The 25112-nt window shown below is 64.3% G+C and carries 24 protein-coding genes; 10 read left to right on the forward strand and 14 right to left on the reverse strand.

Annotated features, from left to right (window positions below; genetic code table 11):
• Nucleotide 1 precedes the first annotated feature (1 nt).
• The 8 genes from J2X19_RS20225 to ssuD form a co-directional block, all read right to left on the reverse strand.
• Complete coding sequence (locus tag J2X19_RS20225; RefSeq protein WP_116607046.1) at nt 2–1255, reverse strand: SfnB family sulfur acquisition oxidoreductase; 1254 nt, start codon at nt 1253–1255, stop codon at nt 2–4.
• A 28-nt stretch (nt 1256–1283) separates the two neighbouring features.
• A complete protein-coding gene (locus tag J2X19_RS20230) occupies nt 1284–2549 on the reverse strand; it encodes an acyl-CoA dehydrogenase family protein (RefSeq protein ID WP_116607045.1) in 1266 nt (421 codons plus the stop codon).
• A gap of 270 nt (nt 2550–2819) precedes the next feature.
• Nucleotides 2820–3947 carry an ABC transporter ATP-binding protein gene (locus tag J2X19_RS20235; protein WP_116607044.1) on the reverse strand — a complete coding sequence of 376 codons (1128 nt, stop codon included), beginning with the start codon at nt 3945–3947 and terminating at the stop codon, nt 2820–2822.
• Between the two features lie 7 nt (nt 3948–3954).
• Nucleotides 3955–4842 carry a carbohydrate ABC transporter permease gene (locus J2X19_RS20240; RefSeq protein WP_116607043.1) on the reverse strand — a complete coding sequence of 296 codons (888 nt, stop codon included), beginning with the start codon at nt 4840–4842 and terminating at the stop codon, nt 3955–3957.
• 46 nt (nt 4843–4888) lie between these two features.
• Nucleotides 4889–5794 carry a carbohydrate ABC transporter permease gene (locus tag J2X19_RS20245; protein ID WP_116607042.1) on the reverse strand — a complete coding sequence of 302 codons (906 nt, stop codon included), beginning with the start codon at nt 5792–5794 and terminating at the stop codon, nt 4889–4891.
• Nucleotides 5795–5798: 4 nt separating this feature from the next.
• A complete protein-coding gene (locus tag J2X19_RS20250; protein ID WP_310375959.1) occupies nt 5799–7166 on the reverse strand; it encodes an ABC transporter substrate-binding protein in 1368 nt (455 codons plus the stop codon).
• A gap of 258 nt (nt 7167–7424) precedes the next feature.
• A complete protein-coding gene (locus J2X19_RS20255; protein WP_310375961.1) occupies nt 7425–8630 on the reverse strand; it encodes an acyl-CoA dehydrogenase family protein in 1206 nt (401 codons plus the stop codon).
• Nucleotides 8627–9799 carry an FMNH2-dependent alkanesulfonate monooxygenase gene (gene ssuD / locus J2X19_RS20260; RefSeq protein WP_310375963.1) on the reverse strand — a complete coding sequence of 391 codons (1173 nt, stop codon included), beginning with the start codon at nt 9797–9799 and terminating at the stop codon, nt 8627–8629. The genes J2X19_RS20255 and ssuD overlap by 4 nt, the downstream gene beginning before the upstream one ends.
• Nucleotides 9800–10075: 276 nt before the next feature.
• Here ssuD and J2X19_RS20265 point away from each other — a divergent pair, with 276 nt between their 5' ends.
• The gene (locus tag J2X19_RS20265; protein ID WP_405048704.1) at nt 10076–11299 is read left to right on the forward strand and encodes an acyl-CoA dehydrogenase family protein; all 1224 of its coding nucleotides are present in this window, start codon (nt 10076–10078) and stop codon (nt 11297–11299) included.
• A complete protein-coding gene (locus tag J2X19_RS20270; protein ID WP_310375965.1) occupies nt 11296–12417 on the forward strand; it encodes a sigma-54 interaction domain-containing protein in 1122 nt (373 codons plus the stop codon). Before J2X19_RS20265 ends, J2X19_RS20270 begins: the two co-directional genes overlap by 4 nt.
• On the opposite strand, the gene J2X19_RS20275 is transcribed toward J2X19_RS20270, so the two are convergent.
• Nucleotides 12386–12892, reverse strand: coding sequence for a low molecular weight protein-tyrosine-phosphatase (locus J2X19_RS20275; protein ID WP_310375967.1), 507 nt, complete (start codon nt 12890–12892; stop codon nt 12386–12388). The two genes, J2X19_RS20270 and J2X19_RS20275, sit on opposite strands and share 32 nt — an antisense overlap.
• A gap of 133 nt (nt 12893–13025) precedes the next feature.
• Here J2X19_RS20275 and J2X19_RS20280 point away from each other — a divergent pair, with 133 nt between their 5' ends.
• Both J2X19_RS20280 and J2X19_RS20285 read left to right on the forward strand, forming a co-directional pair.
• A complete protein-coding gene (locus tag J2X19_RS20280) occupies nt 13026–13352 on the forward strand; it encodes a hypothetical protein (protein WP_310375968.1) in 327 nt (108 codons plus the stop codon).
• A 71-nt stretch (nt 13353–13423) separates the two neighbouring features.
• On the forward strand, nt 13424–13678 hold the full coding sequence (locus J2X19_RS20285; RefSeq protein WP_310375969.1) for a hypothetical protein: 255 nt from the start codon (nt 13424–13426) through the stop codon (nt 13676–13678).
• 101 nt (nt 13679–13779) lie between these two features.
• Here the strand turns inward: J2X19_RS20285 and J2X19_RS20290 are convergent, their stop codons facing one another.
• A complete protein-coding gene (locus J2X19_RS20290) occupies nt 13780–14778 on the reverse strand; it encodes a Bug family tripartite tricarboxylate transporter substrate binding protein (protein WP_116607033.1) in 999 nt (332 codons plus the stop codon).
• 50 nt (nt 14779–14828) lie between these two features.
• A complete protein-coding gene (locus tag J2X19_RS20295; protein ID WP_310375971.1) occupies nt 14829–15725 on the reverse strand; it encodes a DUF1932 domain-containing protein in 897 nt (298 codons plus the stop codon).
• Between the two features lie 208 nt (nt 15726–15933).
• On the opposite strand from J2X19_RS20295, the gene J2X19_RS20300 reads away from it, so the two are divergent.
• A complete protein-coding gene (locus J2X19_RS20300) occupies nt 15934–17124 on the forward strand; it encodes a LysR substrate-binding domain-containing protein (protein ID WP_310375974.1) in 1191 nt (396 codons plus the stop codon).
• Nucleotides 17125–17168: 44 nt separating this feature from the next.
• Here J2X19_RS20300 and J2X19_RS20305 read toward each other — a convergent pair whose 3' ends face one another.
• Together J2X19_RS20305 and J2X19_RS20310 are read right to left on the reverse strand one after the other, a co-directional pair.
• Nucleotides 17169–17510, reverse strand: a complete 342-nt coding sequence (locus J2X19_RS20305) for an SMR family transporter (protein ID WP_310375977.1) — start codon at nt 17508–17510, stop codon at nt 17169–17171.
• On the reverse strand, nt 17507–18082 hold the full coding sequence (locus tag J2X19_RS20310) for a TetR/AcrR family transcriptional regulator (RefSeq protein ID WP_116607029.1): 576 nt from the start codon (nt 18080–18082) through the stop codon (nt 17507–17509). The genes J2X19_RS20305 and J2X19_RS20310 overlap by 4 nt, the downstream gene beginning before the upstream one ends.
• Nucleotides 18083–18194: 112 nt before the next feature.
• On the opposite strand from J2X19_RS20310, the gene J2X19_RS20315 reads away from it, so the two are divergent.
• From J2X19_RS20315 to J2X19_RS20330, 4 genes are all read left to right on the forward strand, one after another.
• Nucleotides 18195–18527, forward strand: coding sequence for a FlxA-like family protein (locus J2X19_RS20315; protein ID WP_310375979.1), 333 nt, complete (start codon nt 18195–18197; stop codon nt 18525–18527).
• A 258-nt stretch (nt 18528–18785) separates the two neighbouring features.
• Entirely contained in the window at nt 18786–19733 is a 948-nt protein-coding gene (locus J2X19_RS20320) for an ABC transporter substrate-binding protein (protein ID WP_310375981.1), read from the forward strand.
• Nucleotides 19734–19738: 5 nt separating this feature from the next.
• Nucleotides 19739–21955 carry a PAS domain-containing protein gene (locus tag J2X19_RS20325; RefSeq protein ID WP_310375983.1) on the forward strand — a complete coding sequence of 739 codons (2217 nt, stop codon included), beginning with the start codon at nt 19739–19741 and terminating at the stop codon, nt 21953–21955.
• A 115-nt stretch (nt 21956–22070) separates the two neighbouring features.
• Nucleotides 22071–23012: an ABC transporter substrate-binding protein gene (locus J2X19_RS20330; RefSeq protein WP_310375984.1), complete on the forward strand. Its 942-nt coding sequence runs from the start codon at nt 22071–22073 to the stop codon at nt 23010–23012.
• Between the two features lie 106 nt (nt 23013–23118).
• Here the strand turns inward: J2X19_RS20330 and J2X19_RS20335 are convergent, their stop codons facing one another.
• The gene (locus J2X19_RS20335) at nt 23119–24015 is read right to left on the reverse strand and encodes a LysR family transcriptional regulator (protein ID WP_310375986.1); all 897 of its coding nucleotides are present in this window, start codon (nt 24013–24015) and stop codon (nt 23119–23121) included.
• 133 nt (nt 24016–24148) lie between these two features.
• On the opposite strand from J2X19_RS20335, the gene speB reads away from it, so the two are divergent.
• A complete protein-coding gene (speB, locus tag J2X19_RS20340) occupies nt 24149–25102 on the forward strand; it encodes an agmatinase (protein WP_310375988.1) in 954 nt (317 codons plus the stop codon).
• Nucleotides 25103–25112 lie beyond the last annotated feature (10 nt).

The following is a 25112-nucleotide window of genomic DNA, read 5'->3' on the forward strand; positions in this document are numbered from 1 at the left end:
ATCAGCTCCAGGCGTGACGGGGAGCGTGCACACCGTTCAGGTGGTAGTTGCCCAGGTGGTAGTACTTCCAGCGCACCGGGTCGTGCAGGGTGTGCACGCGGGCGTTGCGCCAGTGGCGGTCCAGGTTGTGCTCGGCCAGGGTGGAGCGGGTGCCGGCCAGCTCGAACAGCTTGTTGGTGGCGGCAATCGCGGCTTCGGTGGTCAGCACCTTGGCTTCGGCGGTGGCCAGGGTGGCGGCGTTGACCGTGGCCTCGTTCGGCTCGGCCAGGGCCAGGTCGATGGCGCGGCCGGCGCGCTCCAGCAGGGCCTCGGCCGCATGCAGGCGCAGCGTCAGGTCGCCGATGGCGCTGATGGTGAACGGGTCTTCGGCAGCGGTTTCCTTGCCGCTGTCGATCCAGGGGCGGCTGCGGTTCTTCACGAACGCGATGGTCTCGGCAATCGCGCCAGCGGCAATGCCGCCGTCGATCGCGGCCTGGATGATTTGCGAGATGGCGCCCGCTGCCGTGGGCCGGTCGAACGCGGCTACCGGCACCAGCCGGCTCAGCGGCACGCGTACGTCCACGATCTGGATTGAGCCGGATGCTGTGGTGCGCTGGCCGAAGCTGGACCAGTCGTTCAGCACCGTCAGGCCGTCGGCGTTGCGGTCGGCAAACGCCAGGTAGCCCTTGCCCTCCAGCGGGTCCACCGTGACGATGGGCACGATGTGCGCCAGCAGCGCGCCGGTGGTGTAGAACTTCTGGCCGTTCACCACAGCGGTGTCGCCCTCGATCTTGAAGGTGGTCTCGAAGGCGGCCACGTTCTTGCTGTTTTTTTCCGAGAACGCATTGCCGAAGCGTATGCCTTGCAACACCAGGCCGAACAGCTCGGCCTGCTGGGCCGGCGTGCCATCCAGCCCGATGTGGGCGACCAGGGCCAGGTGGTTTTGCGTGATCTGGGCCAGGCTGGAATCGCCCTCGGCCAGGATGCGTATCACCTGCGCCAGCGTGGCGTAGGAGACGCCCGCACCGCCATAGGCTTTGGGCACGTTAATGCCCCACAGCCCGCTTTGCGAATACGCGTCCAGCTCTGAAAGTGGTAGCAGGCCTTCGCGGTCGCGCAGTGCGGATTCGGTGCGGAACTCGGCTGCCAGGCGGTGCGCCACGGTGATGGCTTCGGCATCGTCGCGGATCACGTGGGCCGGTTGACTGGGGCGGGGGCGGGCGGTGAACGGCGCGGTGGAGTTGACGCGGGGGCGGTCCAGGGTGGCAGTGCTCATGGTGATTCCTTGAAGATGAAAGAACGCTTCAAACCTTGCGGCCTGTGCCGTTGCCGATTTGCCAGACGTAGGGCGGCTCGGTGCCGTTGATGCGCCAGTCGCCCACGATGCGCGACTTGTAGACGATGGGGTTGTGCGATGCCACGGTGCGGGCGTTGCGCCAGTGCCGGTCCAGCGACTTGCTGGTGCTGGCGGCGGATGCGCCCAGCGCGTTGAACAGGTCGGTGCCCGCGCGCAGCACCAGCTCGGACACGACGATCTGGCCCTGGGCGGATTCGATTTCGGCGTCGATATTGGCCTGGCGTTCGGCCTCGGCGTTGTCGCCCTGCAGCCGCGCTTCAAATGCGCGCTGGGCGGGCAGGGTGGCGCGCAGGGCCGTGGCCTCGGCGGCATAGACCAGGGCCGATATCTGGCCCACCACTTGCTGGATTTGCGCGTCCTGGCTGACGTGCGATGCATTGCCGTTGCTGTAGACGCGCTGGCGGTCCCGCACCTGCTGGGCCACATCGCGTTCAATCGCGCGGCCAATACCGGCCAGCGTGGCCAGGTGGAACAGCTGGTAGTAGGCGGTCTGGTACTTGAAGCGGGTCTCGAAGGGGAAGATGTTTTCTTCGGCAATCTTGGCGTCGGTGTACACCGAGGTGCCGCTGCCGGTGGTGCGCTGGCCAAAGCCGTCCCAGTCGTCCTGCTGCACCACGCCCGGCTGGTGGGTGCTGACGGCGGCGATGATGTCTGCGTTGTTGTCGGCACGGCGCGCGTACAGGTCGATCCAGTCGGCAAAGATGCTGCCGGTGCTGTAGAACTTGCGGCCATTGGCCACCCATTCGCCGTCCTTCTGCGACACCTTGGTGATCACGTCGCCGATGGCCACGCTGCCCACTTCCGACCAGGCATTGCCCACCAGCTCGCCCGCCACAAAGCGCTGCAACCACAGGTCGCGCTGCGCGCTGGCCGGGGCGTTGAGCCGGTCTTCGACAAACGCGAAATGCCCGCGCAGCGCCTGGGTGACGTTGGAGTCGGCTTCCGACAGTTCGATCAACAGCTGGAACAGCTGCGGAATCGACGCGCCGCCGCCGCCATGCTCCACCGGCACCCGCACCGCGCCAAAGCCCGCCTGCTTCAGCCAGGTGATGGGTTCAAACGGCAGGGTGCGGGTGCGCTCGCGCTCCAGCACGGTGTCGGCGATGCGCTGGAAGATGGGGCGGAACTTCTCGGCCAGCGCCGGGTGGTCGTAGGGGCTGGGCCGTGCGTCGTGAACGCTAGGGGGAGCAAAAACCTGTGGTGTGCGATCCATGCTGATATGCCTTTTGGTTACAAGCCGCAAACGATTAACGGCATGTTGGCTATGTGCGAATCCTGTGCCAATATTTTTGTATTTGAAATCAAGGGTTTAGGTGTTCTGTGGGGCGGCGGGTCTGCTGTGTTTGCAGCAGGCTGCGGTTGGGGTGCTGCAAGGGCAGCAGCCAGGGCCAGGCTGCGCAAGGCGCCTCTGGCCTGTGGAGGATCGCAGGGAAGAGTTCCTAATTTGATAGCGGTCTGCGCAGGTACTACCTGCGCTAGAGGCCTAAAACGCTTGTAATTCTGCAGGGCGCGTTGCCGCTGCCCAGCGCAGCCCGGTAGTGGCATCAAACAGGTGGTTGCGCTGCGCTTCCCAGGTCAGCGTGACTTCGTCCCCCGCCCGTGCGAAGTAGCGGCCATGCAGCCGGGCCAGCCAAGGGCCCTGGTCTTCGGCGCCCACCACCGTGCCGTACAGCTCGGTCGCCGCGCCCAGGTGGTCCAGGCTGTGCACCCGCAGGCGCAGGCGGGGTGCGTCGGCGGGCAAGGGGCTGTCTCCGGTCCACAGCAGCAGATGTTCGGGCCGCACGCCCAGGTGAACTGGCGCGCCCTCTGGTCCTGTGCTGCCGGGGGGCGCGGGCAGGTGCACGCCGGGGCCTAGGGTCAGGCCCTGGGGGCTCCAGCGGGCGTGGATGAGGTTCATCGGCGGGGAGCCAATGAAGCGGGCGACGAAGGCGTTGGCGGGGTGGTCGTACAGCTCCAGCGGTGCGCCGATTTGTTCGATGCGGCCCGCGCGCAGCACCACGATGCGGTCGGCCATGGTCATGGCCTCTTCCTGGTCGTGGGTCACGTAGACGGTGGTGGTGCCCAGCTGGCGCTGCAGGGCGCGGATTTCGGCGCGCATCTGCACCCGCAGCTGGGCGTCCAGGTTGGACAGCGGTTCGTCGAACAGAAAGGCCACCGGCTCGCGCACCATGGCCCGGCCCATGGCCACGCGCTGGCGCTGGCCGCCGGAGAGCTGGCGCGGGTAGCGCTCCAGGTAGTCGTCCAGGTGCAGCACGGCGGCGGCTTTGGCGATGCGCGCCTGCACCAGCGCCTCGGGCTGGCGTTGTTCGCGCAGGCCGAAGGCCATGTTGTTGCGCACTGTCATGTGCGGGTACAGCGCATAGCTTTGGAACACCATGGCCAGTTTGCGCTGCTGGGGCGGCAGGTGGTCGATGCGCTGGCCGTCGAAGGCAATGCTGCCGCCGTCGCTGCGCTCCAGCCCGGCCAGCGCGCGCAACAGGGTGGACTTGCCGCAACCAGACGGGCCGACCAGTACGACGAACTCGCCCTCGGCGATGTGCAGGTCGATACCGTGCAGCACGGCGGTGTCGCCATAGGTCTTGTGCAGGCCGGAGATGTGGATGTTGGCCATGGGATTCCTAGCGACCAGCACCGGCGCTGAGGCCGCCGATCAGGTTTTTCTGGAAAGCCAGGGCCAGCAGGTAGACCGGCGCAATGCCGACCAGGGATGCGGCGGCCATCTGGCCGAAGTTGACGATGCGCTCGCCCTGGAACAGCGAGATGGCCACGGTGATACTGCGCAAATCGGGCCGGCTGTTCAGCACCGATGCCAGCAGGAATTCGTTGTACGACAGGATCAGGCAGACCAGCGCGGTGGACACCAGGCCGGGCCACAGCAGCGGCAGGTTGATGCGCCACAGCGTCTTCCAGTAGCCCACGCCGTCCAGCCAGGCGGCCTCGTCCAGCGCCAGCGGTATCTGCTTGAAGAAGCTGCGCAGCAGCCAGAAGGCCACCGGCACGTTCACCAGCCCGTGCACCAGGCCCAGGCCGACCAGGCTGTTGTTCAGCCCCAGCCAGCGCAGCAGAAAGAACAGCGGCAGCAGGGCCACCACCGGCGGCGCTACATAGCTGGACAACAGCGCCCCGGCCAGCCAGCGGCCGCGCTGCAGCTTGACCACGGCGTACACCGCGGGCACGGCAATGGCCAGGGTGATCGCCACGCTGAGCACGGCCACGGCCAGTGAATTCAACAGGTGCAGGTGCAGCGGGGCGATGTCGAACACCTTGCTCCAGTTGGCCAGCGTGGGGTGCAGCGGCAGGAACTGGCCGGACAGCACTTCGTCCCGCGTCTTGAACGAGGTGGCGGCCAGAAAGGCGATGGGCAGCATGAAGAACACCAGCACCGCCGCCATTGCCGCCCACAGCCAGGCGCGCAGCGGCGGCCTGGGGAAGCGCAGCTTGTGCAGGCGCAGCGGCAGATGCCATAGCGGCAGTGGCGAAGTGGGTGGGTTGGGCAGGTAGGACATGGGGGCTCCGGCAGCAGGTGTCTGGTGTAGGCTGTCTGGGCCGGCTTCAGCCGGTGCGGCGTTCCACCCATTGCAGGGCTTTGAGGATCGGCCAGGTGACGGCGGCCACCGCCAGCGAGAACACCAGGGTCTGGGCGGCAGCCGCTCCGATATTGAAGTTCTGCAGGCCAGTCTTCCAGACCTCGTAGCTGGCCAGCGTGGTGGCGCTGCCCGGGCCGCCGGCGGTGAGGATGTAGACCAGGTCGAAGGTCTTGAGCGACATCACCACCCGCAGCAAAAAGATGCCCAGCAGCGCAGGGGCCAGCAGCGGCAGGGTGATCTTCAAGAAGGTGCCGCGCGGGCTGGCGCCGTCCAGCGCGGCGGCTTCAAAGACGTCGGCCGGCAGGGTTTGCAGGGCGGCAAAGCACAGAATTACCACGAAGGGCAGCCACTGCCAGGTATCGGCCAGCAGCACGGCCGGCAGGGCCCAGGTGTCCGAGCCCAGCAGCGACACCGGCTCGCTGATCCAGTCCAGGCGCAGCAGCGTGCCGTTGACCAGGCCGCCCGCCGGCGCCAGCAGCAGCTTCCAGGCCACGCCCACCAGCACCGGCGGGGTCATCAGCGGCAGCAGCACCAGGCTGCGCACGAACTGGCCCTGGCGCAGCGCCTGTAGCAGCAGCGCGATGAGCAGGCCCAGGCTGAGTTGGATGAAGCTGGCCGGCAGGGCATACAGCACGGTGCGCAGCAGGGTCTGGGCAAACGTGCTGTCGCGCCACAGCGCCTGGAAGTTGGCTGCGCCGTTCCAGGCCGCCAGCGGCTGGCCCAGGCTGGAATGCGTGAAGGCCAGCGCCAGCGTGTACAGCGCGGGCACGATGGACACCACCAGCAGGCCGAAGCTGCCGGGGGTCAGCATCCACAGCGGCGCGCTGCGCGCCAGCCTTGGGCTCACCCGGTTCGGGCGCAGTGCGGCCATGGCTTCAGGCGCTCAGCAGCTGTTCCCAGCGGGCCTGGGCGGCGGCCAGCGCGTCGCGCGGCTTCTTCTTGCCGGACACGATCAAGGCCAGTTGCTCGGTCAGCGCGTCCATCAGCTGCGGGCTTTGGGCTTGCAGCGGCCAGGCCAGGGCACTGCCGATGGTGGCCTGGATTTCGGCCTGCAGCGCAGGTGCGGCCTTGCCATACACCGGGCTGTTGAGCACCGAGCTGCGGTTCGGGTCGATGCCGCTGCCGGGCAGCACGTCCTGCTTGAGCGACACATCCTTGCTGGTCGCCCATTTGATGAATTCCCAGGCCAGCTCGGTCTTCTTGGTGCCGGTGGTGATGCCCAGGCCGAAGCCGGCATTCAGGGCGGCCCGCGGCGTGGTGTTTTTGCCGCCCACAGGCAAGGCCACCAGCGCCCATTTGTCGACGATCTGCGACGACTGCGGGTCTTGCGCGGTGACGCCCAGGTCGGTCCAGAAGTCGATCATCGCGGCCTTGCCGGACAGAAAGGCCGGCAGCGCGTGTTCGAACGCGGTCTCAGCCGGGGTGGGCAGGGCGTAGGGCACGATGCGCAGCAGCTCTTCGGCGGCGGCGATGGCTTCCGGGCTGGTCAGCGCGGGCTTGCCGTCGGCAGTGAAGAAGCTGCCGCCAAAGCCGGCCAGCCGGTTGGCGTAGGACGAGCCCACGATCACCGGGATCTTGAAGCCCTGCACCGCGGCACCGTAGATGCCGTTGGCCGATTCTTTCTGGGTGATGAGCTTGGCAGCCTGGTAATAGTCTTCCCAGGTTTTGGGTGCGCTCAGCTGGTGGCGGGCGAAGATTTCTGTGTTGTAGAACAGCACGTGGGTGTCGCCGTCGTAGGGTAGGCCCCAGCGGCGGCCGTTGCGCAGGGTGTAGGTGTCGTACAGCGAGGGCAGGAAGTCGGCAGGCTCGATCTGCGCCTGGTCGCGTGCTATCCAGTCGGTCACGTCCACTACCACTTTGTCGGACACCAGCGCGCCCAGCGTATGGTAGAAATAATCGATCACATCGAACTGGTTGGCGCCCGACTGCACATCCAGCGTGGCCTGCGCATGCAGCTGGTCGTACGGCACGGGGGTGATGTTGATCTTGGCGCCGGTCAAGGCCTCGAAGTCTTTGGCCAGCAGCTTGCCGGCCACGGCGTGGGGCTGGTTGAACAGCAGGTTCAGCGACTGGCCCGCATATTTTTTGCTGTCTGTGCTGGCAGCGGGGGCTGGTGCGGATGCGGCCGGTGCTGGCGCGGCGGGCTCTTTGCCGCAGGCGGCAAGCATGCCCGCTGCGCCCAAGGCGGAGGCCGTGCCCAGGAAGCGGCGGCGGTTGAAGGGGGACGCATCGAATGGAGTCATGGTGGTCTCGCTGTGTGGATGTTGATATGCCATCTGTATAGAAGCCGCGGTAAATTTGCGGTGCATTGCATATATGCGAATGGCATGCCAGTCCACTTTTCTTTATGAATCAAGGGTTTACGTATTCCTGGGTTCGGCGGTTTGCTGTGCCTGCAGCAGGTTGCGAACAGATTGCTGCCAAACAAGCAGCACGCCAAAGTCAAAGCGGGCCCACAGCTTTCGCTGTGGGCCCGCGGGGTCGGCAAGGGGATGGCTGGGTCAGGAATAGAAGCTGGGATGGGGAAGGGTATCGTTCAGCGCCCATTCGCCCAGCTCGCGCAGCTTGTAGTCCACCGGGTCGTGCAGGGTGTGCACGCGCAGATTGCGCCAGTAGCGGTCTAGCCGCAGTGCAGCCGTGGTGGCGCGCGCGCCGGTGACTTCGAACATCCTGTGCACCACGTCCAGGCTGGCGCGGGTGGTAGCCACCTTGGCGGCGGCCACGGCAATGGCGACGGCGCCGCGTTCGGCCTCGGTGAGCGCCGTGCCGCGGGCCCAGGCCTGGTCGAAGGCGGTGGCGGCGTTTTGCAGCAACAGGCGTGCGCCTTCGAGCGCCAGCCAGAAGTCGCCGTAATGGCCGAGGATGTACGGGTCTTGCTGGGCCGACGCCGCGCCGGAGGCCATCCACGGCCGGCCTTGCTGCAAAGTGAACTGGCGCGCTTCGGCCAGTGCGCCTTCGCCCAGGCCCTGGTAGATGTGGGCCAGGATCAGCTGTGCCAGCAGGGGGCGCAGGCAGGCATAGGGCGTAGACAGCGGGCCGGGGTCGGTCAGCAATTCGTCTGCAGCGACGGCCACCTGGTCGAAGACGACGCTGCCGCTGTCGGTTTGCCGCTGGCCCATATTGTCCCAGTCGTTCAGCACGCGGATGCCGGTGCGGGCGGTAGGCACCACGCTAATCAGCAGGCGGCCATGGACGTCCAGGGCCGAGGCCAGCAGCATGTCGGAGTCGCTGGCGCCCGAGCAAAAGCTTTTGCGGCCGGTGAAGGTGTAGCTGCCATCGGCCTGCTGCAGTGCATGGGTGGATTTGTCCAGCGGGTTCAGTGCATTGCCCCAGAACCAGCGCTGCGCCAGCGTTTGCTCTATCCAGGGCTGCCACTGTGCGGGGCGGCCAAACAGTTGCGTGGTGGCCAGCAACAGGTGGTGGAAGGCGAATAAATGGGCCAGCGCGCTGTCGACCTGCGCAAAGCTGCGCACTACCTCCAGCGTCTGCTGCCAGTTGGCGCCCAGGCCACCGAGTGCGGTGGGCACGCTCAGGCCCAGCAGGCCGCTGGCGCGGATGGCATCGCGCTCGGCCTTGGCGGTGCCGCCGCGCTGGTCGCGGGCCACGGCGGTGGCGGCCAGCGCCTGGGTGACGGATTGCACGCTGTCCTGCCAAGGCAGGCGGGCCTCACCCTCGCCTTTTCCCGTCTCCGACTGAAAATGCTTCATGCGGCGGTCTCCTCGCGCACGGCAGCATGCGGTGCGCGGGCGGCCGGGGGCACGATGTCGTTGGCAATCACCTCGCCAAACGGGCCGGTGATGTTGGCCGTGCCGGGCGGACGGGTGTTCTCCAGCGGCAGCAGCGGGAACAGCAACTCGGCCACGCGGTAGGCCTCTTCCAGATGCGGGTAACCCGAGAAAATGAAGGTATCGACGCCTAACGCCGCGTACTCCTGGATGCGGGCGGCCACCTCTTGCGGATTGCCGACCAGGGCCGTGCCGGCACCGCCGCGCACCAGGCCGACACCGGCCCACAGGTTGGGCGATACCTCCAGCTTGTCGCGCCGCCCGCCGTGCAGCGCGGCCATGCGCTGCTGGCCCACCGAGTCGAAGCGCGAGAAGGCTTTTTGCGCAGCCGCAATCGTGTCGTCGGTGACGAAGGAGATCAGCTCGTCGGCCGCACGCCAGGCCGCGTCGCTGGTCTCGCGCACGATCACATGCAGCCGGATGCCGAAGCGCAGCGTGCGCCCGTGCACGGCGGCGGCGGCACGGGCCTTGGCGATCTTGTCGGCCACATCGGCCGGCGGCTCGCCCCAGGTGAGGTACACGTCCACCTGCTCACCGGCCAGGGCAATTGCCGCGTCGGACGAGCCACCAAACCACAGCGGTGGATACGGCTTTTGCACCGGGGGGTACAGGGTCTTGGCGTTCTCCACGCGCAGGTGCTTGCCGCTGAAGTTGACGGTTTCGCCAGCGGCCACACCGCGCCAGATGCGCAGGAATTCATCGGTGACTTCGTAGCGCTCGGCATGGGTCAGAAAGCTGCCGTCGCCGTGCTGTTCATCCGGGTCGCCGCCAGTCACCACGTTGATGAGCAGGCGCCCGTTGGAGAAACGGTCTAGCGTGGCAGTCTGGCGTGCCGACACGGTGGGCGAGATGATGCCGGGGCGGATCGCCACCAGGAACTTGAGCCGCTCGGTCCACGCGGCCAGGGACGACGCGACCACCCAGGAGTCTTCACAGGACCGGCCGGTGGGGATCAAGACGCCTTCATAGCCCAGCTCGTCGGCCGCCTGCGCCACCTGCCGCAGATAGTGGTGGCTGACGGTGCGCGCACCGCGCGAAGTGCCCAGGTAGCGGCTGTCGCCGTGCGTGGGAAGAAACCAGAAAATCTGCATGGCGGGCCTTTGTAGAGATGTCGCTAACGTAGAAGCTAATGCCATGGATCAGCAGTAAGCATGCCAGTGCGGCATCCCCTTGGTGGCGTGGCCGCTGCCGTGTTTTTCTGCTGCTACAGCAGCAGTCCATCACCAGCATTGCTGGCATTTACGCAGCGGGAAGGCCTGGTTGCTGCTACAGACGCATTTCACCTATGCATATCTGAATTGCGTGCTTGGTCTTCGGCCTGAAACCCGCAGAATCTGCTGGATACGCAGCAACCCAAGGTTTCACACGTGAGTACTGTTTGGATGGAAGCCACCCCGCCTGTTCTGGATGCCGATGCAGCTGCTGCGCAGCCAGCATCGCTGCAGCAAGTTGCCCAGCAGCTGGCAGCCGTTTTCGCTGCCACGGCCGCGGAGCGGGACGAACGTGGCGGCACGCCCAAGGCCGAGCGCGATGCCTTGCGCAGCAGCGGCCTGCTGGCCTTGAGCATTCCGGTCGAGTTCGGCGGCATGGGGGCCAGCTGGCGCGAGACCCTGGACGTGGTGCGGCTGTTGGCCCAGGCCGATAGTTCGCTGGCCCATGTGTTCGGCTTCCACCATCTGATGCTGGCCACCGTGCGCCTGTTCGCCCAGCCGCAGCAGTGGCAGCCCTGGTTTGAGCAGACCGCGCGCCGGCGCTGGTTCTGGGGCAATGCGCTGAATCCGCTGGACGACAGAACCCTGTCCAGCGTGCACGGCCCCTGGCGCGAGTTCACCGGGCAGAAGAGTTTTTGCTCGGGTGCGTTGGACTCCGAAATGCTGATCGCCTCGGCCCGTGAAGCCGATACCGGGGCTTTGCTGGTTGCGGCGCTGCCTACCGGTCGCTCGGGCATTTCGGTATCGCCCGACTGGAACAATATGGGCCAGCGCCAGACCGACAGTGGCAGTGTGACTTTTGAAAAAGTGCGTGTGGAGCACCACGAGCTGCTGGTCGATCCCGGGCCCTTGTCTACACCGTTTGCCTGTCTGCGGCCCCTGGTGTCGCAGCTGGTGCTGGCCAATGTCTACCTGGGGATTGCCGAAGCGGCCTTCAACGACGCCCGCTACTACACCTTGCATGAAGCCCGACCCTGGCACGCCGCCAAGGTGGCGCAGATGACAGACGACCCCTATGTGCTGGGCCACTACGGCGACTTCTGGGTGGGGCTGGAGGGTGTACGCGTGCTGGCCGACCGCGCAGCCGAGCGTCTGGATGCCGCCTGGCTGCGGGGTGCGGCTTTGACCGAAAAAGAACGCGGCGAGACGGCGCTGGCAGTCGCCACAGCCAAGGTAGCCGCCACCCACACCGGGCTGGACATCTGTACCCGGATGTTCGATGTGGCGGGAGCGCGCGCCACCCACGGTGGTCTGCGGTTGGACCGCCACTGGCGCAATCTGCGCACCCATAGCCTGCACGACCCGGTGGCCTACAAGCTGCGCGAGATTGGCGAGTGGGCGTTGAAACAGCAATATCCCGTACCGAGCTTTTACTCATGAACATACAGTCCAGCTACCTGCACACACCGGACGTCTTCGAGCCCGCAGACCGGCTCTGGGAGCCGCCGCAACTGCTGACCTTGCCCGACCCGCGCAAGCTGACCACCTCCATCCGCGCGACCGCCCAGGTATTTGAAGACCCGCGCTCGGTGGCCTTGCTGGAGCGCATCCGCATGGTGGCGCCCAGCGATGCCAGTGTGCTGATCATCGGCGAGACCGGTACTGGCAAAGAGCTGATTGCCCGCCATGTGCACGACCTGAGCCAGCGCCGCAGCCGCCCGTTCGTAGCGGTGAACTGCGGGGCTTTTTCCGAGACCCTGGTGGAGAGTGAATTGTTTGGCCACGAAAAAGGCGCGTTTACCGGCGCCTTTGCGGCCAAGACCGGCTGGTTTGAAGCGGCCAATGGCGGCACCCTGTTTCTGGATGAGATTGGGGACTTGCCGCTGTCCATCCAGGTCAAGCTGCTGCGGGTGCTGCAGGAGCGGGAAGTGGTGCGTCTCGGCTCGCGCAAGAGCGTGCCCATCGACGTGCGCGTGGTAGCGGCCACCAATGTGCGGCTGCAGGACGCGGTGGCCGCCGGCCATTTCCGCGAAGACCTGTTCTATCGCTTGCATGTGGTGCAACTGGCCCTGCCCACGCTGCGCGATAGGCCCGGCGACATCCTGCCGCTGGCACGCCATTTCATCGAGGAATACCGCGGTCGGCTGGGCTATGGCCCGGTGCGGCTGGATGCGCAGGCCGAGCGCAAGCTGGGCGAACACAGCTGGCCCGGCAATATCCGCGAGCTGGAAAACGTGATCCACCATGCGCTGCTGATCTGCCAGCACGGTGTTTTGGGTGCGGACGATCTGCATCTATCGTCGATGCAGATCCAGCGTCGTCCTGCAGAGAGCGAAGCGCCCCAGGGTACGCCCCAGCAGGCGCTGGAGGCGGCGCTGCACGGCCTGTTCAACGAATCCCATGACGACCTGTTCGAACAGATCGAAGACACCGTGATGCGTGCGGCATTCGAGTTTTGCCACCGCAACCAGGTGCAGGCCGCCAAGCTGTTGGGTATCAGCCGCAACATCTTGCGCGCGCGCCTGATCAAAAGCCGGGAGATCTCCGCGCTGAAGTAGCCAGCTGGCGCTGCACATACTTGAGCAGGCCGTCGCATGCGTCCTCCACCAGGTCCAGCACGTCCTCAAAACCGCGGTCACCACCGTAGTAGGGGTCTGGCACGACGGGGCTGTCGTGGCGCTCACAGAACTCGGTCAAGCGCCGGATCTTGGCGTGGTGGCGGGATGGGCTTTCGCTTTGTGCCAAGGCCAGGTTGTCCCAGTCCATCACCAGGATCAGGTCGTGGGCTTCAAAGTCCGCGTCCAGTATTTGGCGGGCCCGTAGGTGGGACAGGTCGTAGCCGCGCCGGGATGCATGTGCTTGGGAACGGGTGTCCGGCGGGCTGTTCGGATGGTAGTTATGGGTGCCCGCAGAATCCACCTGGATCTGCTGGCCCAGGCCGAGCGCGGCTACCTTGTGCAGAAACACGCCGTGGGCGGTCGGGCTGCGGCAGATGTTGCCCATGCAGACAAACAGAACAGAGAAGGTTTTCATCGTCCAATCGTGTGAGGTGTGCGGAAGTGGTGGTGCGGATCATGCTGGAACCCACGGTATCAGAAGTCGCTCGCACAGGTGTGTGTACGGGGTTTAATGCTGTATATTAATACAGTATTTTGTCAATATCCGCATGGAAGGAACCCGTATGGAAGCCCTGATCGAAACCCTATACACCGTCACGCTCACCGACTATCCAGGGCTGCCTGCCAAGGAGCGTATCGCCGCGGAAGCGCGCTACTGCAAGGCGTTGGAGCGGCGGATCGGCCCGCCGGAGGATGTGGTGCATGCGCTCAAGGCGGTAGAGCGGCTGGCGGACGATGGCGATGTGTCGGAGCTCACTGACGAAGCCCGTCGGCTGGTAAGCCAGTGGCATCTGGCCTGCAACACGGCGCGGACCGCAGGCCTGCAAGGCCTGGGCGATCTGCCCGAAGCCTGGTTTGAGGTACGCGTTTCGTGAGCATCCTCTAGCCATGTGGGTGGTGGTTGACCCACAATCTTCTCAAACTTTGAAAGGCCGTGGCTGTCTGGATGGCGCGCATTGCTAGCGTCGAATATCAAGCTCTGAACCTTATGCTGAATATCGCCCTTATGTCCTTTGCCGCTGTGCTTGCCGCCGCCGGGGCGTCCGTTTTGGCGCCGCCCTGGTTGGGGCGCAATCTCAGCCTTTGGGAGGGCTTGCTCTGCGGCGGCTTGGCGTGGCTCATTGCCGGCCTGGTGCTGCGTTACCGGAAGCGCCAGGAGCGCAAGCGGCTGATTGGCATGCGCGACTCTGCTTTGTGGTGATTTCGTAGTCTTTTTGCTATTTAAATAGTAGCTGCTGGCGCTTATTGAATATGCGCCAGAGACCAATTTGTTCTTGGATTTTCTAGGTGCTGGCGCAAGCCTCACTCCACCTTGACGCCGCCTTTTTCGATCACCGTGCGCCAGCGCGAGAGTTCGCTGACGATCAGGTCGGCAAATACCTTGGGCGGGCTGGGCATGGCCTCCGCGCCTTCGCTGGCCAGGCGGTTGCCGATTTCCGGCGAGGCCAGCGCCTGGTTGATCTGCTGGTTCAGCTTGGCGATGATGTCCGGCGGGGTTCCGGCGGGTGCCACCACCCCATACCACTGGTCGGCCTCGAAGCCCGGATAGCCGCTGGCAGCGACCGTGGGCAAGTCGGGCACCGCCTTGACGCGGTTCGGTGACGACACCGCCAGCGCCCTCAGCTGCCCGGCCTTGACCTGGCCCATCACCGCGGGCACGCCGGTAAACATCAGCTGGATCTGCCCGGCCACCAGGTCGGTCACCGCGGGGGCTGTGCCTTTGTAAGGCACGTGCTGCATCTGCGTGCCTGTCTGCAGCTTGAAGTATTCGGTGGCGATGTGCGCCGCGCTGCCGTTGCCGCCCGATCCGTAGTTGATCTTCCCCGGGTTGGCCTTGGCATAGGCGACCAGTTCCTGCACCGTCTTCACCGGTAGCGAGGGGTGTACGACCAGCACGTTGGGCACCCGTGCGACCCAGGCCACCGCGGCAAAGCTTTTGATTGGGTCATAGGGCAGGCGCGGATACAGCGACGGCGTCACCGCCAGCGTTCCGATGTGGCCCATCAGCAGGGTGTAGCCGTCGGCCGGTGCCTTGGCGACTTTGTCCGCGCCTATGCTGCCCCCGGCGCCGGGCACGTTGTCTATGACCACCGACTGGCCCCAGGCCTGGGTCAGCTGCTGGCCGATGGTGCGGCCCAGGATGTCGGTTGAGCCGCCGGGGGTGAAGGGCACCACCATGCGGATCAGCTTGTTGGGGAAACTGCTTGCGGCCGATTGCGCTGCTGCGGACAGCGGCAATGCGGAGGCCAGCAGCGCCAAATTGAAGTGGCGGCGGGACGCCGAGGTGTGGATGGTTGTCATATGCGTGTCTCCTTGGATTTTTTAGCGGGGAAGTGTGGCGCTTGCGGTTATCAGGCCTTGCCAACCTGGGCAATGAGCCGGTCTGCATAGGCTTGCCAAGGGGCTTTGTCGGCGATGCCGTCGAATACCCCTTCGCGTGCCAGCCCGGCCACCCAATCCTGCTTCTCGGCGATGGCACTGGCCATCACGGGAGCGAAGCCGCCTTCTTCCACCGTATGGGCCGATTCGCGCATTTCCTCGGCACGGCGTTTGCCGTGCTGCACCACCCGGCTGAAGAAGTAGGCGCCTTGTGCCTCCCAATCGATCTGGGGAAAGGTTTCTTTCAGCGTGGGCAGTACATGGTCTTCCACGCCATAGCGGCGGGCGTTGGTATAGCTTTCCACCACCAGGGCTTCCAGGCCTTTGATCATGATGCTGCGGCTCATCTTGATGGCCGAGGCGATGCCGAGCTTTTCCGACACCGCCTTCGCGTCCATGCCCCAGGCCGTGAGCTGGGGTACCAGCGTTGCGGCATGTTCGCCACCCAGCAGCATAGGCACGCGGATGCCATAGGGCGGCACCGAGGTCATGACGCCGGCTTCAACATATTGCGCGCCGGCCGCTTCCAGCGCTTGGGCCGCACGCAGCTTGGTACCGGGCGAGGCGGAATTCAGGTCCAGGAACACCGTGCCCGGACGCACATGGCGTGCGGCTTCTTCCGCGACCGCCCAGGTGTTCGATGCCGTGACCGCCGACACCAGAAAGTTGCTGCTCGCGCACAGGTCCGCCATGCCGGTTGTGACTTGCATGCCGTGCGTCTGCGCGGCTGTGCGGGCCTGCGCGCCCGCGGCGCCGGTGAACTTCAGGTCCCAGGCATGGACCGATGCCACTCCGGGTTTGCCGCGCAGGCCGCGGCCGAAAATGCCGCCCACCTCGCCGTAGCCGATGATGCCGAGAATCGTGTCCATGCCTGTCTCCTTGTTTGAGGGCCAAAGTTGCGTTTTATCAATGTCTATGCCATCGAAACGGCGCTGTGGGTGTCCCGGTTTGCCCATGTCGCATTGTGTGAAGCCTTGACCCATCCAAGGTTGCTTTATCGCAGCGGGACCGTTCGAATCGGTTGATGAAGAAGATTAAAAAACATGGCACGATGGTTTTTTTGTGAAGCCGTGATCCATGCTGTCCTTGCACAAGCTCCGCACCCTGGGCACCGTCGTGCGTCTGGGGGGTATTCGACCCTCCGCTGAACCTTTGTTGCGGGCCGCGTCCGCTGTGAGCCGGTCGGTGGGGCTGCTTGAGGCTTCATTGGGTACTGCGCTGTTCGAACGCAAGGGGCGAGGCATGCTTTTGACCCCCATGGGGGAACTGGCCCACAAGCGCTTTTTGCGTATCGCGCAGGAACTGGGGGCGGTGCTGGACGAGGCCGCAGTAGGAAGAGACTCTCTGACGGCAGCGGCGCTGGATGTCCTCTACGACGAAAAGCGCCTGCTGGCGGTTTCCCTGCTGGCCGAAGTCCACCACATGCCGACGGTCGGGCGGCACCTGGGCGTTTCACAGCCGGCCGTTAGCGCAGCGGTGGCGCGGCTGGAGCGCGCGCTCGGGCACAAGCTCTTTCTGCGCACCGCGCGCGGCCTGATGCCCACCGATGTGGGGGCCCGATGGGTGCGCCGCTTCGACCGGGTGCTGGCCGAGCTCCGTTATCTGGAGGACGACGTGGCCGCGGCCCGGGGCACGATGGAGGGCGTGATCACCGTCGGGACATTACCGCTGGTCCGCACCCATGTGTTGCCATGCGCGATCAGCAGCTTGCTGGCGAAGCACCCCCGCTTGCAGGTGCAGTCTGTCGAAAGCCCCTACGAGCAGCTGTGCGCCGGGCTGCTGAGCGGCAAGGTCGACTTCATTCTGGGGGCTCTGCGTCCTTTGGCCGACAAGGCGTTGACCAGCGAGCCCTTGTTTGCCGACCGGCTGGGTCTGATGGCTTCTGCCAATCACCCGTTGAATCGGCGCCGCCGCATCCGGTTCCAGGATCTGCGGGAGTTCCCCTGGGTACTGTCACGTTCCGGCACGCCCTTGCGCGAGTCGCTGGCCACATTCTTTGCGGCGCATGGCGAAGCTGCACCGATGCCCACGGTGGAAACCGGCGACCTGGCGATGGTGCGGGGCCTGCTGCTGCAGGGGCCGATGCTGACGGTCTTGTCCACCCACCAGTTGCGCTACGAAGTGGACGCCGGCCAGCTGTGCGTGCTGCGCTTTCCGATGGAGGGCTTGCAGCGCCACATCGGTGTCACCACGCGGGCTGGCGCCCATTTGTCCGTAGCGGCATTGGCTTTGTTGGCGGCGATACGGGAGTGCTCTCCAGCTGAATGAGCCAAGCTTGCCGCAGCTGAACTGCGGCCTGCGGTTAGGCGCTGTCAGTGCGTCATGCTCTTGGAGAACAGATTCACCACCAGTACGCCAGCGACGATCAGGCCCAGTCCCAGCATGGCGGGAAGATCCAACCGCTGGCCGTAGTAGATCCAGCTCACGCTCGAGATCAGCACGATGCCCGCACCCGACCAGATGGCGTAGGCAATACCGATAGGCAGGGTCTTGAGTGTCAGCGACAGCACATAAAAGGATGCGGCATAGGCCACCACCGTTACCAGGCTGGGTACCAGGCGTGTAAATCCATCGGACGCCTTGAGGGCCGTGGTTCCAGATACTTCTGCCAGGATCGCAATGCCCAGAAGCAGATAGCTTGTAGTCAGGTTCATTTCACCGCCTCGTCACATAAACGCAAAAGTACAAGAAGAATGCTGGCCTTGCGTGGCTCGTCCAGGTCGTAGGCATCCAGCATCTGGGCGAACCAGAAGCCGTCGGCAGCCAAACGGCAGACCAGCAGAAGATTGGCGACCTCTGGGGCCGATCCGTCCTGGTTCAGGGCAAGCCGCATCATGGTGTTCCAGCGCTCGCGGCACTCGGGCAAGCTCAACGCGAGCAGGGCGATGGCCCGTTGTGTTTCCACCTGCTTGCAATCACCACCGCTGTCAAAGCAGGTGCGTACGTAGGCCCGGGCATGCCGGCCTGGCGTTTCTTCCTCGATGCGGAGCGCTTGCTCGTAGCGTTCTTCAAATTCTTCGAACAGCTGGTCGCTCAGCGCATTCAGCAATGCCTGCTTGCTGCGAAAGTGGTGCTGGAGCCCGCCTTTGGTGACGCCCGCACGCTTGGAAACTGCGTCCAGGGTCAGCGCTTGTGGGCCTTCAAGCACCAGCAGTTCCCGCATGACGGCCAGCAATTGGCTGCGGACCAGTTCGGGCTGTTTTTGTCGTTGGTGGGCTAATGTCATAAAGAAACCATCTAGATGGAATGTTTATTGTAGCTGCAAACAAACTTTCACGCTGGGGTTCAATTTCCGAAGCAGCACTTCAGAATTTGCCGTTTTTGCCGATAACGGTTGTATGCAGATTTCCTCAACAACTTCGACGGGTGGGCTGGGTTCCAAGGCTGGAGGCGACATCGCTGCGCTGCAAAAGCAGTTGCGTCAGCTCACAGACCAACTGAAGAACGTGGCGTCGCTGGACATGGAGCCCAAAGCCAAAGAGGAAAGGGTGAAACTGATCCAGGCCCAGATCCAGATGGTGCAGCAGCAAATTGCCGCCATACAGCGGCAAAGCCAGCAAGAACAGATGAGCAAACAGCTCGCGGAACAAGCTGCCAAGCAAGTGAAGGCCAGCGATGCAAGCCCGGCACGTACACCGGGCCTGGGTGGGTCTGTAGACGTGTACGTGTAAGTCTTACGCCCGACGACGTTTGACGGCGTCTGCATTGAGCGATTGACCGCTGCGCCGGTCGTGCTCGTCCACTCCTTTTGGGTACCTACTCCGGCAATGCAGAATTTGCGCGCGACTTCGCCGCATGGCGTGCAAGAATAAGTCACGACACACCATCCCATTCCAAAATTCTGGGGCGACGCCATGCAGCTATCGAATTGTTTTCGACGCAACCGTTGGAAGAAGGCCGGCCTTCGTTTATGCGGTGGCCTTTGCCGTATGGGTGTGCTTGCCTGGATGGCTGCGGGGGCCACCGCGCATGCCGGGGCCTTGAATATTGCTGTCGCCAAGACGCCTTTGTCGCTGCCGATCTATATCGCCAGCCAGAAAGGATTCTTCGCGGACGAAGGGCTGGATGTGACGTTGACCGAGTGCAGCGGCGGCCACCGTTGCCTGCAGCTGGTGCTCGAGGGGCAAGCCGATGTCTCCACATCGAGTGAGTTGCCCATCGTCTTTAACAGCTTCGAGAGAACCGACTTTGCGGTGATCGCCACCATGGTCACAACGAGCCAGGATGTCAAGCTGTTGGCCCATACGCGCTCGCGTATCGCCAAGCCTATGGATTTGGCAGGCAAGCGTGTGGGGGCTGTGGCCCGTACCTCCAGCCAGTATTTTCTGGAACTGTACCTGCTGACCATCGGCCTGAATCCGCAAAACCTGACCGTGGTGAACATGCAGCCAGAGGAGATGTCCACGGCCCTGCAGAATGGCCAAATTGATGCGGTGGCCTTATGGGAGCCGTATGCCTATTCCGCCATCAAGGCGCTGGGCCGCAATGCCGTCGTTCTTCCTCCCAACCGGGCCTACATTCTGACTTTCAACTTGGTGGCGCACCGCAACGTGGTCAAACAGCGCGACGGCGACCTGGTGCGGTTGTTACGCGCCGTAGAGCGCGCCGAGCGCTTTATCCGGGAGTCGCCGGTGGAGGCCAAATGGGTGTTGCGCAACGCGTTAAAGTTGGACCAGGGCTTCGTCGATTGGGTGTGGGCGGGTGCTACCTACCGGCTGGGGCTGGACCAGTCCCTCATCAGCACCATGGAGGGTGAGGCCCGATGGGCCCGCCGCGAGGGCCACGTAACCGGGGCTGCGACGCCCAATTTCCTTGGATTAATGCATATGGCGCCTCTCAAGGCGGTCAATCCGTCGGCGGTAGGCATCCACCCCTAGTTGCTATGCGCGTGAGAACCCAGCTGATTGCCGCGATTTCTGTGACCTTGTTGGTGGGCCTCGTTGTCGCCGTGTTTACCGTCGGTGCCGCCCAGGACGAGAATGCTGCCGACGAACGCCAGTCGCGTGCGCAGACGGCCTCGCACGAGGTGTCGGGTCTGCTGGTGTTGACGCAGGAATATGTGCGCCATACCGAAGACCGGTCGGCGCAGCAATGGCGGCAGCGCCACGGCGAGATCGTGGATTTGCTGCAGGAGGAATATACGAAGGCCGGCATCGGCCCGACTTTGCTGGAGTTTCGCTCGGTGGTGCAGGCGCTGCCAGAGCTGTTCTCCAGCCTGCAGCAGCTGCCCCAGGAACCCGATAGTTTCACCCAGCGCCGCAAGGAGCTGCTGATTGACCAGCTGCTGACCAGCACCCAGGCGATGAGCGACCTCGCGTACCAGTGGTACCAGGAGGCCGCCCGCAACCGGCGCCAGGCCGAGTTGCGCTTCCAGGCGCTGGCCATTGCATCCCCGCTGGCGATGTTCGCCATTCTCGTGGCGGTATCTTTGCTGGTACGCCGGCGCGTACTCGGCCCGCTCAGCCAGCTGGACGATGCCACGGCCGCCGTGGCGCGTGGCGACCTGAACGTCCGCACCGCCTACGACCGCAACGACGAGTTCGGCCAGCTGTCGCGCCGGTTCAATGAAATGACCTTGGCGCAGGCCAAAAGCATAGAGAAGATGCACCGCACGCAAAAGCAGTTGAAGGCAGTAGCCGACAATCTGCCCGCACGCATAGCCCATGTGGATGGGGAAGGGCGCTACACCTTCACCAACGCGGGCTTGCAGCAAGCCATGGGGCAGGACGCCGACACCTTGTTTGGCCGCAAAGTGGTGGACGCCAATGGCGGGCCTGGTACGGATATGGCGCCCCATGTCGCGGCGGCGCTGGAGGGCGAGTACCGCGCATTTGAGCGAACGGTCAAGAGCGACCAAGGCGACGTTTACTACCACTCGGTCTACATCCCGGACACCGACGCAGAAGGCCAGGCCAATGGCTACTACGAGATGACTTTTGACATCAGCGAGCGCAAGCGTGCGGAGCTGGCGCAGGCGCAAAGCGAGCAGCGCATACGCAGCATCCTGACGCACGCCCCGGACGCCTTCATCGGTATCGATGCCGACAGCCGGGTGCATGAATGGAACCGCCAGGCCGAGATTACCTTTGGCTGGCAGCGCGACGAGGTGTTGGGCAAGCCGTTGATGGATTTCTTGATCCCACCGGACGCGCGCGCTGCCCATACCCACGGAATGGACAAGTTCGCCTTGACGGGCGAAGGCCCTATCGTCAACCGGCGCATTGAAATCCAGGGGCAGAACAAGCAGGGCCAGCTGATCCCGATTGAGCTGTCGGTGGCCGCAGTCCGTGACGGTGAGCGCTACGGTGCCAACGCCTTTTTGCGTGACATTACCGAACGCAAGCGGGCCGAAACCCAGCTACTCGCCAGTGAACGCCGCTTGCGGGATATCACTGACCATATCCCCGCAATGGTGGGCTATTTCGACCGGGATGAACGCTGCCTGTATGCCAACAGCACCGTGCTCCGGATCTACGGTATCAAGGCGGAAGATACCGAAAGCTACACCTTGCGCTCCGGCCTTGGCGAAGAGGCATATGCCATCCATGAACCGCACGTGCGGCAGGTGCTGAATGGCGAGGTAGCCCACTTCGACGGGCATATCCAGCACAAGGGCCAGGGCGCGTACTTCCAGGCGCACATGGTGCCGGACAGGGCCGAAGATGGGTCGGTGCGTGGTTTCTATGTCATGACATTTGACGTGACACGGGTGCGGCGTGCGGAGGTGGAGCAGGCGCGCAGCGAGCAGCTCTTGCGCGCCATCACCAACAATGTTCCGGTGCTTATTTCGTACATAGATGCCGGGCACCGTATCCAGTTTGCCAACGATACCTACCGTCTTTGGCTGGGCGCCGATCCGGTGGGCTTGGTCGGCATGCATCTGCGTGACGTGGGCGGCGCCGCGCTGTACGAGCAACGCCTGCCCTATCTAGAGCGGGCCTTCGGCGGCGAGCGCGTGGAGTTCGACAGCGAGATGCTGATGCAAGGCGTCACGCGCTCCACGCACACCTCGTATGTGCCGGATCCGCACCCGGACGGCAGCGTGCGCGGCCTGTATGCGGTGACCGTAGATGTTTCCTCCCTCAAAAGGGGGGCATAAACCCACACGCCAAGCGCTTCCTTCTGCCGGCAACTTTAAGATGCGAGAGAGCTTTTACAGGAGGACATCGGCAATGGGTATTTGGCGCAGGCTGGTTGTTTTCTGGAGCGTATGCGTGCTGTTGGCTACGGGGAGCGGGTCTGCCGCCGCGGCCGGCTTGAGCGTGGCGCTGGCGGAAGGGCCGGTGTCACTGGTTTTCTATGTCGCGCAGGCCAACGGCTACTTTGACAGCGAAGGCGTGGCGGTAACCACCCGCAGCTGCAGCAGCGGCCGTGACTGCTACCGGCTGATGGCGGATGGCAGTGTGCAGCTGGCCACGGCGGCCGAACTGGTGGCCACCATCAACAGCTTCACCCGGCCGGACCTGGCTTTTATTGCGTCCATCAGTTCCTCGGCAAACCAGATCAAGGTGGTGGCGCGCCGCAGTGCCGGCGTATCGGCGCCCGCCAGCCTGGCGGGCAAGCGCATCGGCACGGTGGTGGGCAGTTCGGCTGAGTACTTTCTCGACAGCTGGTTGCTGTTCCATAACCTGAGCGCACGCAACCAAACCATTGTTCCCTTGACGCCCGACAAGATGGTCCGGGCGCTGCAGCAAGGCGACATTGACGCTGCCGCCATCTGGGAACCGGTAGCCACCAACGCCTTGGTGGCCTTGGGCGCCGATGGCGTGCTGCTACCGGCCCCGCGCGTTTATACCCAGCACTTTGGCCTGCTCACCACCCGTGCCATGCTGGACGCACAGCAAGCCGATCTGCTCAAGCTGCTGCAGGCCTTGCTGCGTGCCGAACGCTGGATTGCGGAGCAGCCCGTGAAGGCACAGCAGGTGCTGATGGCACGCCTGGGCCTGAGCCAGGCGGTGGCCGAAGCCCATTTGCGCGAGCATGATTTCAGGATACGCATGGACCAGTCGTTGAGCAACACCATGGACAGCCAGGCGCGCTGGGCCGTCCGTGAAGGCCATGTACCGCCCAGATCCAAACCCGAAGACCTGCTGTCGGTGACCGAGCCCGCATTGCTGCGCAAGCTTGCGCCGAATGCGGTGACCATCGTTCGATAGGCCATCCGGGCTGATTTCCAGTGAAATCAATTTGCTATTGAATTTGTAGCTGGTTGCGCAGGATAAATATGCGCTGGGCACCAATTTCTTATACATGCTTGCTGTCCTAGCGCTTGCTGGCCCGCTTGGCGGGCTGCAGCAGTTCGCGCATGGCCTGCAGCGGCAGTTCGCGGCTGCGTCCGCGGCGCAGCACCAGGGAAAACTGCGACTGGTAGCCAAACTCGGCGGGCAACAGCACCTTCAGCCGGCCCTGCTCGACCCAGGACTGGGCGTAGTGCTCGGGCAGGTAGCCGATGTAGCCGCCCGACAGGATCAGGATCAGCTGGGCTTCCATGCTCTCCACCGTGGCCACGCTGCGCTTGAAGCCGTGCCGGCTGAGCTCGGTCTGGCTCCAGTAGCTGCGGCTCACCACATTCAGCTCGGACACCACGGCCGGCAGCAGGTGCTTCTGGGTAAAGCAGGGGTGCCGGTCGCTGCAGTACAGCCATTGCTGCTCGCGGTACAGCGGGTGGTAGACCAGGCCATTGGCCTTGGCGGGGAAGAAGCCCACGGCGATATCGAGCTCGTTGTCGAGCAGGCCCTTTTGCAGCTCGTAGGGGCTGCGGATCAGCAGGCTCAGGTGCATGGCCGGGTACTTGCTGGAAAACACCCCGATCGCCTGGGCCAGCGGCAGCGAGGCATCGGTCACCGTGGTGTCGAGCACGCCCATCTTTAGCGTGCCGCCGAGCTCGCCCTTGAGCGACTGGGTGTAGCGCTCAAAGCCGTCCAGCTCGCCCAGCACGCGCAAGGTTTCCGACAGCAGCAGTTCGCCCTTGGCCGTCAGCGCAAAGCCGCCGCGGCCGCGCCGGCACAGCGAGAAGCCCACATCGCTCTCCAGCTGGGCCATATAGGTGCTGATGGCCGAGGTGGTCAGGTTCAGCTCCTGCTGGGCGCGGGCAAAGCCCTGGTGGCGGGCTACGGCCGCAAAAATACGCAACAGCTTGAGATCAGCGCCCTGTGCCATGGGAAAACCCTGTGTTTGGTTATGAATTTCAAAAACTGATTATTTGTTTACTGCTATTTTTCCATAACCCAGACTGGCTAAAGATCAGCCCATCGCAGCACGTAGGCGTGCTGCCAGATGAAAAGGCTGATGCATGGTGTCCAAAGTTCTGTACCAACCCCAAAGCGGCAACGAGATGCCGCGGTTTGCCGGCCGCTCCACCATGATGCGGTTGCCCGCCATGGAAACCGCCGAGGGCCTGGACGCGGCCTTCATCGGCGTGCCGCTGGATATCGGCACCTCGCTCCGCGCCGGAACCCGCTTTGGGCCGCGGCAGATCCGCGCCGAATCCGTGATGATCCGGCCCTACAACATGGCCACCGGCGCTGCCCCGTTCGATTCGCTGGCCGTGGCCGATATTGGCGACGTAGCCATCAATACCTACAACCTGCTGGAGTCGGTGCGCATCATCGAAGACAGCTACACCCGGCTGATGCAGTACCCGGTGGTGCCCATGACCCTGGGCGGCGACCACACCATCACCCTGCCGATTCTGCGGGCCATCGCGCGCAAGCACGGCCCGGTGGCCTTGGTGCATGTGGACGCCCACACCGACACCAACGAAGACATGTTCGGCGAAAAGATCGCCCACGGCACCACTTTCCGCCGCGCGGTGGAAGAGGGCCTGCTGGACTGCAGCCGCGTGGTGCAGATCGGCCAGCGGGCCCAAGGCTATGCGAGCGGCGACTTCCAGTGGGGTGTGGACCAGGGCTTTCGCCTGGTGCAGGCCGAGCAATGCTGGTACCAGTCGCTGGCGCCGCTGATGGCCGAGGTGCGGGCCCAGATCGGCGACAAGCCGGTGTATTTGACGTTTGACATCGACGGCATCGACCCCGCCTGGGCACCCGGCACCGGCACCCCCGAGGTCGGCGGCCTCACCGCCATCCAGGCGCTGGAGATCGTGCGCGGATGCCGCGGCCTGAACATCGTCGGCTGCGATCTGGTCGAGGTGTCGCCGCCATACGACCTCAGCGGCAATACCTCGCAGCTGGCAGCGAACTTGCTTTACGAAATGCTGTGTGTGCTGCCGGGTGTGGCATACCGCTAACCGGTTTTTG

Origin of the sequence: Rhodoferax ferrireducens, assembly GCF_031458075.1 — a bacterium.
Taxonomy (GTDB): Bacteria; Pseudomonadota; Gammaproteobacteria; order Burkholderiales; family Burkholderiaceae_C; genus Rhodoferax_B; species Rhodoferax_B ferrireducens_A.